Origin of the sequence: Bordetella pertussis 18323, from assembly GCF_000306945.1 — a bacterium.
GTDB lineage: Bacteria > Pseudomonadota > Gammaproteobacteria > Burkholderiales > Burkholderiaceae_B > Bordetella > Bordetella pertussis.
On record NC_018518.1, the window covers coordinates 2,014,454 to 2,029,381 of the forward strand.

A 14,928-nucleotide genomic window follows, 5' to 3' on the forward strand; every position below is an offset into this window, starting at 1 on the left:
CCAGGGAGGCGGTGGCAATGGCTTTTCCCGGGCTGAAGTACGCCTCTTCAGGATTGCTTGCCGCGTTGCGCCTGGGACGGCGCACCGGTAAGAAAGGCCGCACGCCTCCCTCTCCGTCTCCCGGCGCCCAGGAAGCCGTCGACGCGGCCGCCTCGCCGGTCGCCTCGCTGGCGCCGCTGACCGAGATCATCAGCACCTACCTCGACCCCAAAGAGGTCGAACGCGTGCGCGAAGCCTACCGCTTCGCCGACCAGGCCCACCTGGGCCAGTTCCGCGCCAGCGGCGCGCCGTACATTTCCCACCCCATCGCCGTTACCGAAATCTGCGCCGGCTGGAAGCTGGACGCCAATGCGCTGTCGGCCGCCCTGCTGCACGACGTGATGGAAGACCAGGGCGTGGGCAAGCATGAGCTGGCCGAGAAGTTCAGCCCCGAAGTCGCCGAACTGGTCGACGGCCTGTCCAAACTGGACCGGCTGGACTTCGCGACCAAGGCCGAGCAGCAGGCCGAGAGCTTTCGCAAGATGCTGCTGGCCATGGCGCGCGACGTGCGCGTCATCCTGATCAAGCTGGCCGACCGCCTGCACAACATGCGCACGCTGGACGCGGTCAACCCCGAGAAGCGCCGCCGCATCGCCCGCGAAACCCTGGAAATCTACGCGCCGATCGCGCACCGGCTGGGCCTGAACCTGTTGTTTCGCGAACTGCAGGACCTGTGCTTCGCGGCGATGTACCCCAACCGCTACCAGGTACTGTATCGCGCCGTGCTGGCGGCCCGCGGCAACCGGCGCGAAGTCATCAGCAAGATCGAGGACGCCGTGCGCGCGGCGCTGCCGGCCGCCGGCATCGAGGCCGAGGTGACCGGCCGCGAGAAGACGCTGTACGGCGTCTACCGCAAGATGACCGAACAGAAGAAATCGTTTTCCGAAGTCCTGGATATCTACGGTTTCCGCGTCATCGTCCATACCCTGCCCGAGTGCTACCTGGCGCTGGGCACGCTGCACCAGCTGTACCGGCCCGTGCCGGGCAAGTTCAAGGACTACATCGCCATCCCCAAGGTCAACGGCTACCAGTCCTTGCACACCACGCTGGTGGGTCCGTATGGCACGCCGGTGGAGTTCCAGTTCCGCACGCGCGACATGCACCACATCGCCGAGGAAGGCGTGGCCTCGCACTGGCTCTACAAGGATGCCGACCTGACGCTCAACGAGCTGCAGAAGCGCACCCACCAGTGGCTGCAGTCGCTACTCGACATCCAGAGCCAGACCGGCGATTCGGGCGAGTTCCTCGAACACGTCAAGGTCGACCTGTTCCCCGACGCGATCTATGTCTTCACCCCGCGCGGCAAGATCATTTCCCTGCCGCGCGGCGCCACGCCGGTCGATTTCGCCTACGCCATCCATACCGACATCGGCAACCAGGCGGTCGCCGCCAAGGTCAATGGCGAGTTCGTCCCGCTGCGCACCGAGCTCAGCAGCGGCGACACGGTCGAAATCATCACTTCGCCGGCCTCGCGCCCGAACGCGCAATGGCTCAATTACGTGCGCACCGGCCGCGCCCGTTCCGAAATCCGCCATTACCTGCGAACCGTCAAGTACGAGGAGTCCGTGGCCTTCGGCGAGCGACTGCTTGAACAGGCGATGATCGAGCTGCACCTGCCCGTGCCCAGCACCGACGACCCGCAATGGGACAAGCTGGCGCGCAGCTCGGGCACCAGCTCGCGCGATGAAATCCTGGCCGATATCGGCCTGGGCAAGCGCCTGGCCGCCGTGGTGGCGCGGCGCTTCGCGCCCGAACACGATCTCATCGCCACCACCGCCGCCGCCGTGGACCAGATCACCTCGGCGCGCGCCGCGCCCATCCTGATCCAGGGCAGCGAAGGCCAGGCGGTCCAGCTGGCGCCATGCTGCGGCCCGCTGCCCGGCGACCCCATCATCGCCGGCATGCGGCTGGGCCACGGCCTGGTCGTGCATACCTCCGATTGCCCGGTCGCGCTGCGCGCCCGCGCGCGCGAGCCCGAGCGCTGGATCAACGTGGCCTGGGACGCCCAGACCGCCAAGCACCTGCCCACGCGCCTGGATATCGTCACGCGCAACGAGCGCGGCGTGCTGGGCCGGCTGGCGGCCGAAGTCACGGCGGCCGACGCCAATATCGTGCATGTCACGATGCACGACGACGCGGTTTCCACGGTCTCGCTGCACCTGACGGTGCAGGTGGACAGCCGCAAGCACCTGGCGCAGGTCATCCGCGCCATCCGGCACGTGCCGCAAGTCCAGAAGATCGTACGCGTCAAGGGCTGAGCGGTTCGCCGCTCAGGATACGTGCTGCAGGAAGTCCTTCAGCCGCTGACTGGGCGGATTGGACAGCAGTTCGGCCGGCGGCCCATCGTGCGCGATCTTGCCGCAATCGATGAAGATCAGGCGGCTGCCCACCTTGCGCGCGAACTCCATTTCGTGCGTGACCACGATCATGGTCATGCCCTCCTCGGCCAGGTCGCGCATCACCTTCAATACTTCGTGGCGCAGCTCCGGGTCGAGCGCCGAAGTCGGCTCGTCGAACAGCATCAGCTTGGGCTTGATGGCCAGCGCGCGGGCGATGGCCACGCGCTGTTGCTGGCCACCCGACAGCTCGGACGGATAGTGGTTCATGCGTTCGGCCAGCCCCACCTTGCCCAGCAGCTCCTCGGCCTGCCGGCGCGCCTCGGCGCGCGCGGCGCCGCGCGTATGCACCGGGCCGAACATGACGTTCTCCAGCGCCGTCATCTGCGGAAACAGATTGAACTGCTGGAACACCATGCCCGCCTCGCGCCGGATCTCGCGCACCTGGGCGGCATCGCCCTTGACGCTTTGCCCGCCGACCAGCAGGTCGCCGTCGTTGATGGTCTCCAGCACGTTGATGCAGCGCAGGAAGGTGGACTTGCCCGAGCCGGACGGCCCGACCACCACCACCACTTCGCCCGCGTCGATATCCAGCGTGATGCCGTCGAGCACCGTCGAATCGCCGAACTTCTTGGTGACATTGTGGAATTCGACCATGCTCATAGTATGCGCATCCTTTTTTCCAGCATCCGCAGGCCCAGGGCCATCGTCCCGGTAAGGATCAGGTACACGATGGCCACGGCCGACCAGATCTCGACCGCGCGGAAATTGCTGGCCATGATTTCCTGGCCCTGGCGCGTCAGTTCGGCCACGCCGATCACGATGAACAGGGATGAGTCCTTCAGGCTGATGATGCACTGGTTGCCCAGCGGCGGAATCATGCGGCGGAAAGCGACCGGGCCGATGATGTACAGCAGGATCTTGTAGAACGGCAGGCCCATCGCCTGCCCGGCCTCCTTCAGGCCCTTGTGCACCGACAGCAGCGAGCCGCGCACGATCTCGGCGATGTACGCCCCGGAGTTGATGATCAGCGTGGCGATCGCCGCCGCCACGGCGTCGACGCGCATGCCTTCGATCATCAGCGGCAAGGCGAAGTAGATGAACATCACCTGCACCACGATGGGCGTGCCGCGGATCACGGCCACGTACACCTGCGCCAGCCCCGCCAGCCACAGCGGCCCGTAGGCCCGTGCCACGCCGATCAGGGCGCCCACCACGAAGCCGCCCACCAGCCCCCAGAAAGTGATCTTGACGGTCATCAACGTGCCGTCAAGCAGATTGGGCAATGCCGTCCCGATTACCGACCAATCGAAATCCACAGTCTTCCCCCTGCCAGCGGATACGGGTCAGGCCGGCGCCATGCGCCGGCCCGCGGATGCCAGCCGGCTCAGGGCTGCTTGCCGAACCACTTGGTGTAGATGGCGTCGTACTGGCCGTTGGCTTTCAGCGTGGCCAGCGCCTTGTTCACCTGCGGCACCAGTTCGCTGCCCTTGGGGAAGGCGATGCCGTAGAAGTCGCCGCTCTTGACCGTGCCGACCACCTTCACGCGGCCCTTGCCCGCCGTGTTGGCGTAGTACTGCACGTTGGGCGTGTCATGCACCGCCGCGTCGACGCGGCCGGTGGCCAGTTCGAGATAGGCGTTGTCGATATTGGGGAACAGTTTCAGCTTGGCGTCGGGCACCTGCGACTTCATGAAGTCGACCGTGGCGGTGCCGGTTTTGACGGCCACGCTCTTGCCGGAGAGGTCCTTGGCCGCCTTGATGCTGTCGTTCTTCTCGCTGACCAGGATGGCCAGGCCGCTCTCATAGTAGGGATCGGAGAAGTCGATGACCTTCTTGCGGTCGTCCCGGATCGTGATGCCGGCAAGCGCCGCATCGATGTTCTTGGTCTGCAGGCCGGGGATGATGCCGTTGAAATCCATGGGCTGCAGCTTGTACTTCAGGTTCAGCTCCTTGGCGATGGCCGCCCACAGATCAATGTCGAAGCCGGTATAGGTGTTGCCCTGCTTGAACTCGAACGGTACGAACGCGGTGTCGGTGGCGACCACCAGTTCCCTGCCCTGGGCCGATGCCGTGGACACGGCGCCCAGCAGGGCCGCCGACGCGCCGATCAGTACGGCCGCAACTTTCGCTTTGATCATGGAACTCTCCTCTTGGGGTCTGCTCAGGCCCCAGCCATTTGTTGTAAGGGGCTACCATCTCCGAGTCCGTGCCGCATGGGTAATCCGGCGCGGACCTGCGGATCATCTTAACGCATACGTCCCCCGCCGCCATCCCCCCGCGGGTCATTACAATCAAACCAGAAGCGACCCACGACAGGAGCTAGCTGTGAACTGTCAATAGGTTGTATTCGTCCAGGTTGAGTCTGGAGATGGGTACAGCGCGCCCGATGCCTTGGTGGGGTCGATGCCAGTTGTAGTGGTGTAGCCAGGATTTCATGGCATCGGCTCGGTGTTGGGAGTTCTGGTAGGTGTGAGCGTAAGCCCACTCACGCAAGGCCGACTGGATGAAGCGTTCGGCCTTGCCATTGGTCTGTGGGCGGTAAGGTCGGGTAAAGCGGTGCTTGATGCCCAGCTCATGGCACAGCGCGGCGAAGGCGCGGCTGCGAAAGGCCGAGCCATTGTCGGTGAGCAAGCGCTGGATGGTCACGCCCAGGCGCTGGTAGTAGGCCACTGCGTCCTTGAGGAACTGGACGGCGCTGGGGAAGCGCTCGTCGGGGTGGATGTCGGTGAAGGCCACGCGGGCGTGGTCATCGATGGCCACGAAGACGAAGTCCCAGCCGGCCCCCTCAACGGTATCGCGTCGGTTGCCCGTGACCCGGTGGCCAGGGCGCTGGATACGTCCCAGCTTCTTGATGTCGATGTGCAGCAGATCGCCGGGGGCCTGATGCTCGTAGCGCACCACCGGCTCGGCCGGCTCCAGGTCGGCCAGGTGCGACAGACCGGCGCGGGCCAGGACGCGGCTGACGGTGCTGGCTGACACGCCCAGCGCCTGGGCGATGCGCGCTTGGGTCAGCCGCTTGCGGCGCAGCTCCACGATAGCCAGCGCCTTGGCCGGCGCAATCGCTCGGGGCGAGACCGTCGGGCGCGAGGACGCATCGGCCAAGCCCGCCTGGCCCTGAGCCAGGAAGCGGCCCAGCCATTTGCGCACAGTCGGCGCGGTGACCCCATAGGCGCGGGCCGCTTCAGGCACACAAACTTGATGGGCGATCAATTGCTGGACCATTTCGAGTCGACGTAGGAAGGTCAATCGGGCATGCTTATGGGTGTTCATCCGGCCGGGCTCCTTGAGTGAACTGGGGGGTCGGCGATTTCCAGTTTCTCAAATCCGGTTCGGATGAACCATGCATACAACCTATTGAATCTTCACAGCTAGCTGTGAACTGTCAATAGGTTGTATTCGTCCAGGTTGAGTCTGGAGATGGGTACAGCGCACCCGATGCCTTGGTGGGGTCGATGCCAGTTGTAGTGGTGTAGCCAGGATTTCATGGCATCGGCTCGGTGTTGGGAGTTCTGGTAGGTGTGAGCGTAAGCCCACTCACGCAAGGCCGACTGGATGAAGCGTTCGGCCTTGCCATTGGTCTGTGGGCGGTAAGGTCGGGTAAAGCGGTGCTTGATGCCCAGCTCATGGCACAGCGCGGCGAAGGCGCGGCTGCGAAAGGCCGAGCCATTGTCGGTGAGCAAGCGCTGGATGGTCACGCCCAGGCGCTGGTAGTAGGCCACTGCGTCCTTGAGGAACTGGACGGCGCTGGGGAAGCGCTCGTCGGGGTGGATGTCGGTGAAGGCCACGCGGGCGTGGTCATCGATGGCCACGAAGACGAAGTCCCAGCCGGCCCCCTCAACGGTATCGCGTCGGTTGCCCGTGACCCGGTGGCCAGGGCGCTGGATACGTCCCAGCTTCTTGATGTCGATGTGCAGCAGATCGCCGGGGGCCTGATGCTCGTAGCGCACCACCGGCTCGGCCGGCTCCAGGTCGGCCAGGTGCGACAGACCGGCGCGGGCCAGGACGCGGCTGACGGTGCTGGCTGACACGCCCAGCGCCTGGGCGATGCGCGCTTGGGTCAGCCGCTTGCGGCGCAGCTCCACGATAGCCAGCGCCTTGGCCGGCGCAATCGCTCGGGGCGAGACCGTCGGGCGCGAGGACGCATCGGCCAAGCCCGCCTGGCCCTGAGCCAGGAAGCGGCCCAGCCATTTGCGCACAGTCGGCGCGGTGACCCCATAGGCGCGGGCCGCTTCAGGCACACAAACTTGATGGGCGATCAATTGCTGGACCATTTCGAGTCGACGTAGGAAGGTCAATCGGGCATGCTTATGGGTGTTCATCCGGCCGGGCTCCTTGAGTGAACTGGGGGGGTGGCGATTTCCAGTTTCTCAAATCCGGTTCGGATGAACCATGCATACAACCTATTGAATCTTCACAGCTAGCCATGGCTTTCAAACCCGTCAGCATCACCGGCACGCGGCGCCAGACCGGCCAGGCCCTGGGCAAGCTGGCGCGTCCGCTCATGGCCACCTACCTGGAGCAGAGCACCGTCTGGGCTGCGTTGCGTCCCTGGCGCGGCCACGCCTACCTGGAGGCCCTGGCGCACGAAGCCAGCCAGGCCTTGCCGGAAATCTGGGACGAGCTCGAAGGGCTGGCCGAAGGCCTGCGCATGCCGCTGGTGGACATACTGCTGTGGAACTGCCGCGGCGACCTGCTGCACAAGACCTCGGACGGCTGCACGTCGATCGCATGGCGCGGCGACGAAGACACGCGCTGGATCGCGCACAACGAAGACGGCGATCCGTTCCTGTACGGCCGCTGCCACATGGTGGACGTGCGGCCCGACGACGCCCCCGGCTACATCAGCTTCTACTATCCCGGCTCGCTGCCCGGCCACACCTTTGCCGCCAACCGCGCCGGGCTGGTGCAGACGATCAACAATGTGCGCATCCGCCAGCGGCACGCCGGCGTACCGCGCATGCTGCTGGCCCGCGCGGTGCTCGACTGCGCCACGCTGGACGACGCGCTGGCGGTGCTGCGCGATCATCCGCGCGCCGGCGGCTTTCACCACACGCTGGGCGCGGCCGGCGAGCCGCGCCTCTACAGCGTCGAGGCCTCCCCGGCGGCCTGCTCGATCGGCGAAGTCGCGCGCGGCAACGGGCACGCCAACCACCTGGTGCACCCTGGCAGCGAGGCCATCGGCCAGATCGTGACCGATTCGTCGCGCAGCCGCCAGCGCCACATCGAGAACCTGATGGACCACTGGCAGCCGCCCGTCGATGGCGCGCGCCTGGTGGCCACGCTGCTGGATCGCGAAGGCGAGCTGCCCATCCTGCGCTGCAGCGCCGACGACCCCGACGAGGAAAACACGCTGGCCACCGCCTTGTTCGAAATGCGCGATGGCGGGCTGACCCTGCAGGTGCATGACCGGCGCGACCAGCCCGCCTTGCGCGTGACGGTGTGCCCGGCCGCGTGACGCCGGCGCCCGCTCAGGCCGGGCCGTAGCCTCCTCCGCCGGGAGTCTCGACGACGAACACGTCGCCGGCGGCCAGTTCCGCGCTGTCCTGCGGGCCCAGGGGCTCGACGCGGCCGTCGGCGCGCTCCACGTAGTTGCGTCCCATCGCCCCGGCCTCGCCGCCCGCCAGGCCGAACGGCGCATGGCGGCGGTTGTTCGACAGGATGGCGGCCGTCATGGGCTCCAGGAAGCGCACTCGGCGCACGCCCCCGTCGCCGCCGCGATAGCGGCCGGCTCCGCCCGACCCATGGCGGATCTCGTACGACTCCAGCCGCACCGGAAAGCGCAGCTCCAGCACTTCGGGATCGGTCAGGCGCGAATTGGTCATGTGCGCCTGCACCACCGACGTGCCGGCAAAACCGGCATCCGCGGGGCCCGCGGCGTCGATGCGCAGCGGCCCGGCGCCCGTGCCGCCCGAGATGGTCTCGTAGTATTGGTAGCGTGCATTGCCGAACGTGAAGTTGTTCATGGTGCCCTGGCTGGCCGCCAGCACGCCCAGCGCGCCATACAGCGCATTGACGATGCACATCGAAGTCTCGACGTTGCCCGCCACCACCGACGCGGGCGGGTTCGGGCGCAGCATCGACCCCTCCGGGATGATGATCTCCAGCGGCTTGAGGCAGCCTGCGTTCAGCGGGATCTCGTCATCGACCAGGGTCCGGAACACGTACAGCACCGCCGCCACCGCGATCGCGCCCGGCGCATTGAAGTTGTTCTCCAGCTGGCCCGAGGTGCCGGTGAAATCGACGACCGCGCTGCGCGCCTGGCGGTCGACGCGCACGGCCACCTCGATGACCGCGCCGTTGTCCAGCCGATAGGTATAGCGCCCGTCCTTCAGCACCGAAATCACGCGCCGCACCGCCTCCTCGGCGTTGTCCTGCACGTGCCCCATGTAGGCCCGCACCACGTCCAGGCCGAAGTGGTCGCACATGCGCAGCAGCTCCTGCACGCCCTTCTCGTTGGCGGCGATCTGCGCGTGCAGGTCGGCGATGTTCTGGTCCGGATTGCGCGCCGGCCAGCGCCCCGAGGCCAGGATCTCGCGCGCCTCGCGGTCGCGGAACTCGCCGTTGCCGACCAGCTGGAAATTGGTGAACAGCACGCCTTCGTCTTCCACCGTCCGGGAGTCCGGCGGCATCGAGCCCGGCGTCGTTCCGCCTATGTCGGCATGGTGGCCGCGCGAGCCGACAAAGAACAGGATGTCCTGGCCGGCGCGGTCGAACACCGGCGTGATGACGGTCACATCGGGCAGGTGCGTGCCGCCGTGGTACGGATCGTTGACCACATAGGCGTCGCCCGGCCGCATGCGCGACGCATTGGCGCGCATCACCGTCTTGATCGATTCGCCCATCGAGCCCAGGTGCACCGGCATGTGCGGCGCGTTGGCGATCAGGTTGCCCTCGGCGTCGAAGATGGCGCAGGAGAAGTCCAGGCGCTCCTTGATGTTGACCGAGTAGGCGGTGTTCTGCAGCCGGTACCCCATCTGCTCGGCGATCGACATGAACAGATTGTTGAAGACCTCGAGCATGACCGGGTCGGCCTGCGTGCCGATGGCGCGGCGCTGCACGCGCGCCTGCACGCGCCGAAGCACCAGGTGGTCGCGCGGCGTGACCTCGGCCTGCCAGCCCGGCTCGATCACCGTCGTCTGGTTCGGCTCGGAGATGATGGCCGGTCCGGCCATCATGTCGCCGGGCGCCAGGTCTTCGCGCACGTACAGGGGGGTCTCGCGCCATTGTCCGGCGCTGAACATGCGTATCGTGCGGCGCGCCGCCAGCGGCGCGGCGCGCGTGCGCGTCACCGGCGCCTCGGTGGCGGCCTCGCCGCCGCCCGTGGCCTCGACCGAAATGGTCTCGACCACCAGTTCGCGGCCGGGCATCAGGAACGAGTAGCGCTGGCGGTAGCCCGCCTCGAACGCGGCGCGCACCTGCTCCAGCGGGCCGAACGCGACCTCCAGCGCGGTATCGGTGCCGCGGTACTTCAGGTGCAGGCGCCGCTGCACCGCCACCTTGTCGGCCGGCACGTGCTGGCGCAGCAGCTCCGCGCTGGCCTGTCCGGCGAGCTCGTCCAGGCCGGCCTCCAGTTGCGCCATCAGCGCGGCGTCGAGCACCTGCTCCACCGTCTTCTGGCGCATTTCCGTCTGGTCGGCCAATCCCATGCCATAGGCTGACAGCACGCCGCCCAGCGGGTGGGCGAACACCGTCGTCATGCCCAGCGCGTCGGCCACCAGGCAGGCATGCTGGCCGCCGGCGCCGCCGAAAGTAGTCAGCGCATACTCGGTCACGTCGTGGCCGCGCTGCACCGAGATGCGCTTGATCGCCTCGGCCATGTTGCCCACGGCGATCTCCAGGAAACCTTCGGCCAGCTGCTCGGCGCTCATCTCGCGCCCCGTGGCCGTCCGCACCTCCTCGGCCATGGCCGCGAAGCGCGCGCGCACCGCCGCCACATCCAGCGGCTGGTCGGCATCGGGGCCGAACACGCTGGGGAAGAAGTCGGGCTGGATCTTGCCCAGCAGGACGTTGCAGTCGGTCACCGCCAACGGGCCGCCGCGCCGGTAGCACGCGGGCCCCGGATTGGCGCCGGCCGAATCGGGGCCGACGCGCAGCCGGGCGCCATCGAAATGCAGGATGGATCCCCCACCGGCCGCCACGGTATGGATGCTCATCATCGGCGCGCGCATGCGCACGCCGGCCACCAGCGTCTCGAACTCGCGCTCGAACTCGCCGGCGTAATGCGACACGTCGGTGGACGTGCCGCCCATGTCGAAGCCGATCACGCGGTCAAAGCCCGCCAGCTCGCTGGTGCGGACCATGCCGACGATACCGCCGGCCGGGCCGGACAGGATGGCGTCCTTGCCGCGGAAACGGTGCGCGTCGGTCAGGCCGCCGCTGGATTGCATGAACATCAGGCGCACGCCCGGCAACTCGCTGCCCACCTGCTCGACATAGCGCATGAGAATGGGCGACAGATAGGCATCGACCACCGTGGTGTCGCCGCGCGAGACAAACTTGATCAGCGGACTGGCCTCGTGCGAGGTCGACACCTGCGTAAAGCCGATCTCGCGCGCGATGGCGGCGGCGCGCTGCTCATGCACGCCCTCCTTCCAGGCGTGCATGAACACGATGGCGACGGCGCGGATGCCATCGTCGAACACGCGCCGCAGGTCGGCGCGCAGGCCGTCCTCCGCCAGCGCGCGCACCACCGTGCCGTCGGCAGCGAGCCGTTCGTCGGCCTCGACCACCGCCTCGTACAGCATCTCGGGCAGCTGCACGTTGCGGTCGAACAGGCGCGGCCGACTCTGGTAGGCAATGCGCAGCGCGTCGCGGAATCCCCGCGTGGTCACCAGCAGGGTGCGCTCGCCCTTGCGTTCGAGCAAGGCATTGGTCGCCACCGTGGTGCCCATCTTGACGCACTCGACTTGGTCGGCCGGCACCGGCTGGCCCGGCGCGATGCCCAGCAGCTTGCGGATGCCGGCCACCGCAGCGTCGCGGTACTGCTCGGGGTTCTCCGACAGCATCTTGGCGGTCACGGTGGCGCCGTCTGGCCGGCGCGCCACGATATCGGTGAACGTGCCTCCACGGTCAACCCAGAATTGCCACTTCATAGCGTCCTCGGATTAGCAGGCGTAACAGGGGGAAAGGCCGCGCCCCGCCCGGCGGGCGCGCGCCGATGCATGATGGATTTACAGTGAGGTGGCCGCCCGCGCGGCCTGGTCGTACAGCCCCGACAGCGAGCGCAGGGTATGCGCCAGCTGGCGCGTGAACTCCAGCCCGCCGGCTGCGCCCGCCTCCAGCCCATCGAGCAAGCATTGCTCGCGCACCTCGGCATAGCGCTTGATGATTTCGGCTCCTTTCGGCGTAACGCTGTAGAACACCTCCTTGCCGCTGCGATCGCCGCGCACCACGTCGTGGCGCTCCAGTTTCTTGAGCGAATAGCTGACGATGTGCGTATCCTCGACGTTCAGCGTGAAGCAGATGTCGGCCAGTTTCTTGGGACGCTGCCGGTGGTACACGTGGTGCATCACCATGACGTCGTTGGCGGTGAGGTCCGGCAGGCCGACCGCCGCCATGCAGCGCACCGTCCAGCGGTTGAAGGCATGGCTGGCGATCATCAGGCCGAACTCGACCTCGGACAGATCGGGCGCGCGGCCGCTGGCCAGATGGGCGGAGGAAGCGATCAGGGGCGTGCTGCTCATGACGGGTGGCCGAAAGTTCTTGTAGACGAAATACTAATAATTTATCTATATTTCATCAACAAAAAACACACAACAACGCCCGGCCGGCGCACTGGGGATTACCCGCGCAACCCGGCCGCCGCGACTCGCGCACGGGGAACGCCATGAATATCCGCTTTCTCGAAACCTTTATCTGGGTCGCCCAGCTGCGCAGCTTCAAGGCCGCCGCGGGCAAGCTGCACCTGACCCAGGCCGCGATCTCGGGGCGCATTGCCGCGCTCGAGAACGACCTGGGCGAACTGCTGTTCGAGCGGGGCAGCCGCGACACGCGGCTGACGCCGGCCGGGCGCACCCTGCTCGACTACGCCCAGCGCATGCTCGATACCGACCACGCCATGCGCCAGGCCCTGCGCGGCAGCGGAACCTTGCGCGGCCGCGTGCGCCTGGGCGTGGTCGAATCCATCGTCCATACCTGGTTCACGCCATTCATCCGCCGCCTGTCGCAAACGCACCCGGAGCTGGAGATCGAGCTGACCGCCGAATCGACCCGGCGGCTGCAGGACCTGCTCAAGCACGGTAGCATCGACGTCGCCCTGCAGACCGACCCCATCGTGGGCGACGATGTGCGCAACCGCGACATGGGCATGCTGAAAATGGGCTGGATCTGCAGCCCCGCGGCGGGGATTCCCGCGCAGGCCAGCGTCGCCGAACTGGCCACCCATCCCCTGGTCACCTTTCCGCGCCATTCCCAGCCGCACCTGCAGCTGCTCGACGTGCTGGACGCGGCGGGCGTGCAGGCCGGGCGCATCCATTTCGTTTCATCCATCGCCGCGTGCACGCAGTTCATCGAGGCGGGCCTGGGCGCGGCCACGCTGCCGCTGGCGGCGGTGCGTCCCGGCCTGGCGGCCGGAGGACCGCGTGGCCGGCCTGGCCGAGGCGGTGGTACGGCTGGCCCTGGACGAGATGCGCCTGTACGCTCAGCACAACGACGACGCGCTGCCGCCGCTCGACAGCGGCGTGCTGGCGCTGTGACGCCGGAGCGCGCCGCCTTCGGGGTTTTCCCCAGCGCGCCCAGGCTTCCCGCCACGCCGGCGGCGGCGCCGCGCGGGCCGCGCGCGCGATAACTTTTTCTTAATCCGCCGCACCGGAATAAACCATTTGCCGCTGTCGGGGCCGATGCCGAGAATCAGCCTCCATGACGGCCCATCCAGGCCGCGCGATGGAGAAACACGTGGCAGCACCAATCCGGCACGACCGCGACGCCATGGGCGAACTGTTCATCTGGACGGACATCGACCCCGCGCACGAAGAAGACTTCAACCAGTGGTACGACCGCGAACACATGGCCGAGCGCGCCGGCATCGCGGGCTTTCGCTGGGCCCGCCGCTATCGCTCGCAGCACGGCCGGCGGCGCTACCTGGCGCTGTACCGCACCGAGGACCTTCATGTATTCGGCAGCGCCGCGTACCGGCAGGCGTTCGAACGCCAGACGCCGTGGTCGCTGGCCAATTTCGCGCGCATGCGCGACACCCATCGCCGCGTCATGGTGGTATCGCCGCTGGCGGGCGCCGGCACCGGCGCGGCGCTGGGCCTGCTGCGCCTGGGCAGCGTCGAACTCGCCGCCCGCGCCGCCGCGCTGGCGGCCAGCGCGCAGGAGATCGAAGGCGTCCTGGCGCTGCGCGTGCTGACCCCCGATCCGCAGCTGTCCACCCCGCTGCCTTCCGAAGACCCCGCCGCGCGCGTGCTCGACCCCGTCCTGATCATCGACGCGACCACCGAGCCGGCCGCCGCCGCCGCCCGCTCGCTGGCCGAACAGCTGGAACTGCCCACCGACGGCATCCAGACCTTCCACTTGCTGTGGGACCTGCGCGCCGACGATCTGCGCGCCGCCCCTTGAACCTGCCCCAGGAGTCCGACATGAAAACGACCTTCGCCGTACTTGCCGCCGCCCTCGCCCTCTCGACCGGCGCGCAGGCCGCCACCAGCTGGACCATGACGGCGGAGCAGCCCGACGCCAACTACCTGACCCAGAACGCACGCCAGTTCGCCGACGAGGTCAAGGCCGCCACCGCCGGCGCGCTGGAGATCAAGGTGCAGTCCAACAGCACCCTGCTCAAGCGTCCCGAAGTCAAGCGCGGCGTGCAGCAAGGCGTGGTGCAGATCGGCGAGGTGCTGGTCTCGGCACTGGGCAACGAAGACCCCTTGTTCGAAATCGACAGCGTCCCGTTCCTGGCATCCTCGTTCAACGAGTCGGAAAAACTGTGGAAAGCGACGCGACCCCTGCTGGCCCAGCGCCTGGACAAGCAAGGCATCGTGCTGGTGTACGGGTCGCCCTGGCCCCCGCAGGGCATCTACACCAAGAAGCCGGTCGCCGCGCTGGCCGACCTGAAGGGCACGCGTTTCCGCGCCTACAGCGCATCGACCAGCCACATGGCCGCCCTGATGGGCGCGGTGCCCACCACCGTGCAGACGCCCGAGGTCCCGCAGGCCTTTTCGACCGGCGTGATCGACGCCATGCTCACCTCGCCCGCCACCGGCGTGGACAGCCAGGCCTGGGACTACGTCAAGTACTACTACGATGCCCAGGCTTTCATCCCCCAGAGCTTCGTCATCGCCAACAAGCGGGCCTTCCAGCGCCTGCCCGCCGAAGTGCGGCAGGCGGTGCTGGATGCCGGCGCCAAGGCCGAAATCCGGGGCTGGCAGACCGCGCGCGCCAAGACTCGCGAACTCACCGACACCCTGGCGCGCAACGGCATGAGCGTCGAGCCGCTGCCCCCGCAACTGGCCAAGGAGCTGCAGGCCATCGGCGCCACCATGGTCTCGGACTGGAGCAAGAAAGCCGGCGCCGACGGCCAGCAGCTGCTCGATGCCTACCGCAAGTAAGCCGGA

General features: G+C 67.5%; 12 protein-coding genes. 5 read left to right on the plus strand and 7 right to left on the minus strand.

Going from position 1 to position 14,928, the window contains the following annotated elements; genetic code table 11:
- Nucleotides 1–17 precede the first annotated feature (17 nt).
- Nucleotides 18–2,297 carry a RelA/SpoT family protein gene (locus BN118_RS09515; RefSeq protein ID WP_010930440.1) on the plus strand — a complete coding sequence of 760 codons (2,280 nt, stop codon included), beginning with the start codon at nt 18–20 and terminating at the stop codon, nt 2,295–2,297.
- A gap of 12 nt (nt 2,298–2,309) precedes the next feature.
- Here BN118_RS09515 and glnQ read toward each other — a convergent pair whose 3' ends face one another.
- From glnQ to BN118_RS09540, 5 genes are all read right to left on the minus strand, one after another.
- Nucleotides 2,310–3,038 carry a glutamine ABC transporter ATP-binding protein GlnQ gene (gene glnQ, locus BN118_RS09520; protein WP_003811113.1) on the minus strand — a complete coding sequence of 243 codons (729 nt, stop codon included), beginning with the start codon at nt 3,036–3,038 and terminating at the stop codon, nt 2,310–2,312.
- Nucleotides 3,035–3,694, minus strand: a complete 660-nt coding sequence (gene glnP, locus BN118_RS09525; protein WP_003811112.1) for a glutamine ABC transporter permease GlnP — start codon at nt 3,692–3,694, stop codon at nt 3,035–3,037. The genes glnQ and glnP overlap by 4 nt, the downstream gene beginning before the upstream one ends.
- Nucleotides 3,695–3,762: 68 nt before the next feature.
- Nucleotides 3,763–4,515, minus strand: coding sequence for a glutamine ABC transporter substrate-binding protein GlnH (glnH, locus tag BN118_RS09530; protein WP_010930439.1), 753 nt, complete (start codon nt 4,513–4,515; stop codon nt 3,763–3,765).
- 181 nt (nt 4,516–4,696) lie between these two features.
- The gene (locus BN118_RS09535) at nt 4,697–5,647 is read right to left on the minus strand and encodes an IS481-like element IS481 family transposase (protein ID WP_005012067.1); all 951 of its coding nucleotides are present in this window, start codon (nt 5,645–5,647) and stop codon (nt 4,697–4,699) included.
- A 98-nt stretch (nt 5,648–5,745) separates the two neighbouring features.
- Entirely contained in the window at nt 5,746–6,696 is a 951-nt protein-coding gene (locus tag BN118_RS09540) for an IS481-like element IS481 family transposase (RefSeq protein ID WP_014905707.1), read from the minus strand.
- 104 nt (nt 6,697–6,800) lie between these two features.
- Between BN118_RS09540 and BN118_RS09545 the strand changes: the two genes are divergently transcribed.
- Nucleotides 6,801–7,832 (plus strand): C45 family autoproteolytic acyltransferase/hydolase, encoded by a 1,032-nt coding sequence (locus BN118_RS09545; protein ID WP_010930622.1) that lies wholly within the window; start codon nt 6,801–6,803, stop codon nt 7,830–7,832.
- Nucleotides 7,833–7,845: 13 nt separating this feature from the next.
- On the opposite strand, the gene BN118_RS09550 is transcribed toward BN118_RS09545, so the two are convergent.
- Together BN118_RS09550 and BN118_RS09555 are read right to left on the minus strand one after the other, a co-directional pair.
- A complete protein-coding gene (locus tag BN118_RS09550) occupies nt 7,846–11,469 on the minus strand; it encodes a hydantoinase B/oxoprolinase family protein (RefSeq protein WP_010930621.1) in 3,624 nt (1,207 codons plus the stop codon).
- 78 nt (nt 11,470–11,547) lie between these two features.
- Nucleotides 11,548–12,060, minus strand: coding sequence for a winged helix DNA-binding protein (locus BN118_RS09555; RefSeq protein ID WP_010930620.1), 513 nt, complete (start codon nt 12,058–12,060; stop codon nt 11,548–11,550).
- 143 nt (nt 12,061–12,203) lie between these two features.
- Between BN118_RS09555 and BN118_RS09560 the strand changes: the two genes are divergently transcribed.
- The 3 genes from BN118_RS09560 to dctP all read left to right on the plus strand — a co-directional run bounded on the left by BN118_RS09560 (nt 12,204) and on the right by dctP (nt 14,922).
- The gene (locus tag BN118_RS09560; RefSeq protein ID WP_023852806.1) at nt 12,204–13,163 is read left to right on the plus strand and encodes a LysR family transcriptional regulator; all 960 of its coding nucleotides are present in this window, start codon (nt 12,204–12,206) and stop codon (nt 13,161–13,163) included.
- A 71-nt stretch (nt 13,164–13,234) separates the two neighbouring features.
- The gene (locus tag BN118_RS09565; RefSeq protein ID WP_019247163.1) at nt 13,235–13,936 is read left to right on the plus strand and encodes a DUF4286 family protein; all 702 of its coding nucleotides are present in this window, start codon (nt 13,235–13,237) and stop codon (nt 13,934–13,936) included.
- 20 nt (nt 13,937–13,956) lie between these two features.
- Nucleotides 13,957–14,922, plus strand: a complete 966-nt coding sequence (gene dctP / locus BN118_RS09570) for a TRAP transporter substrate-binding protein DctP (protein WP_010930618.1) — start codon at nt 13,957–13,959, stop codon at nt 14,920–14,922.
- Nucleotides 14,923–14,928 lie beyond the last annotated feature (6 nt).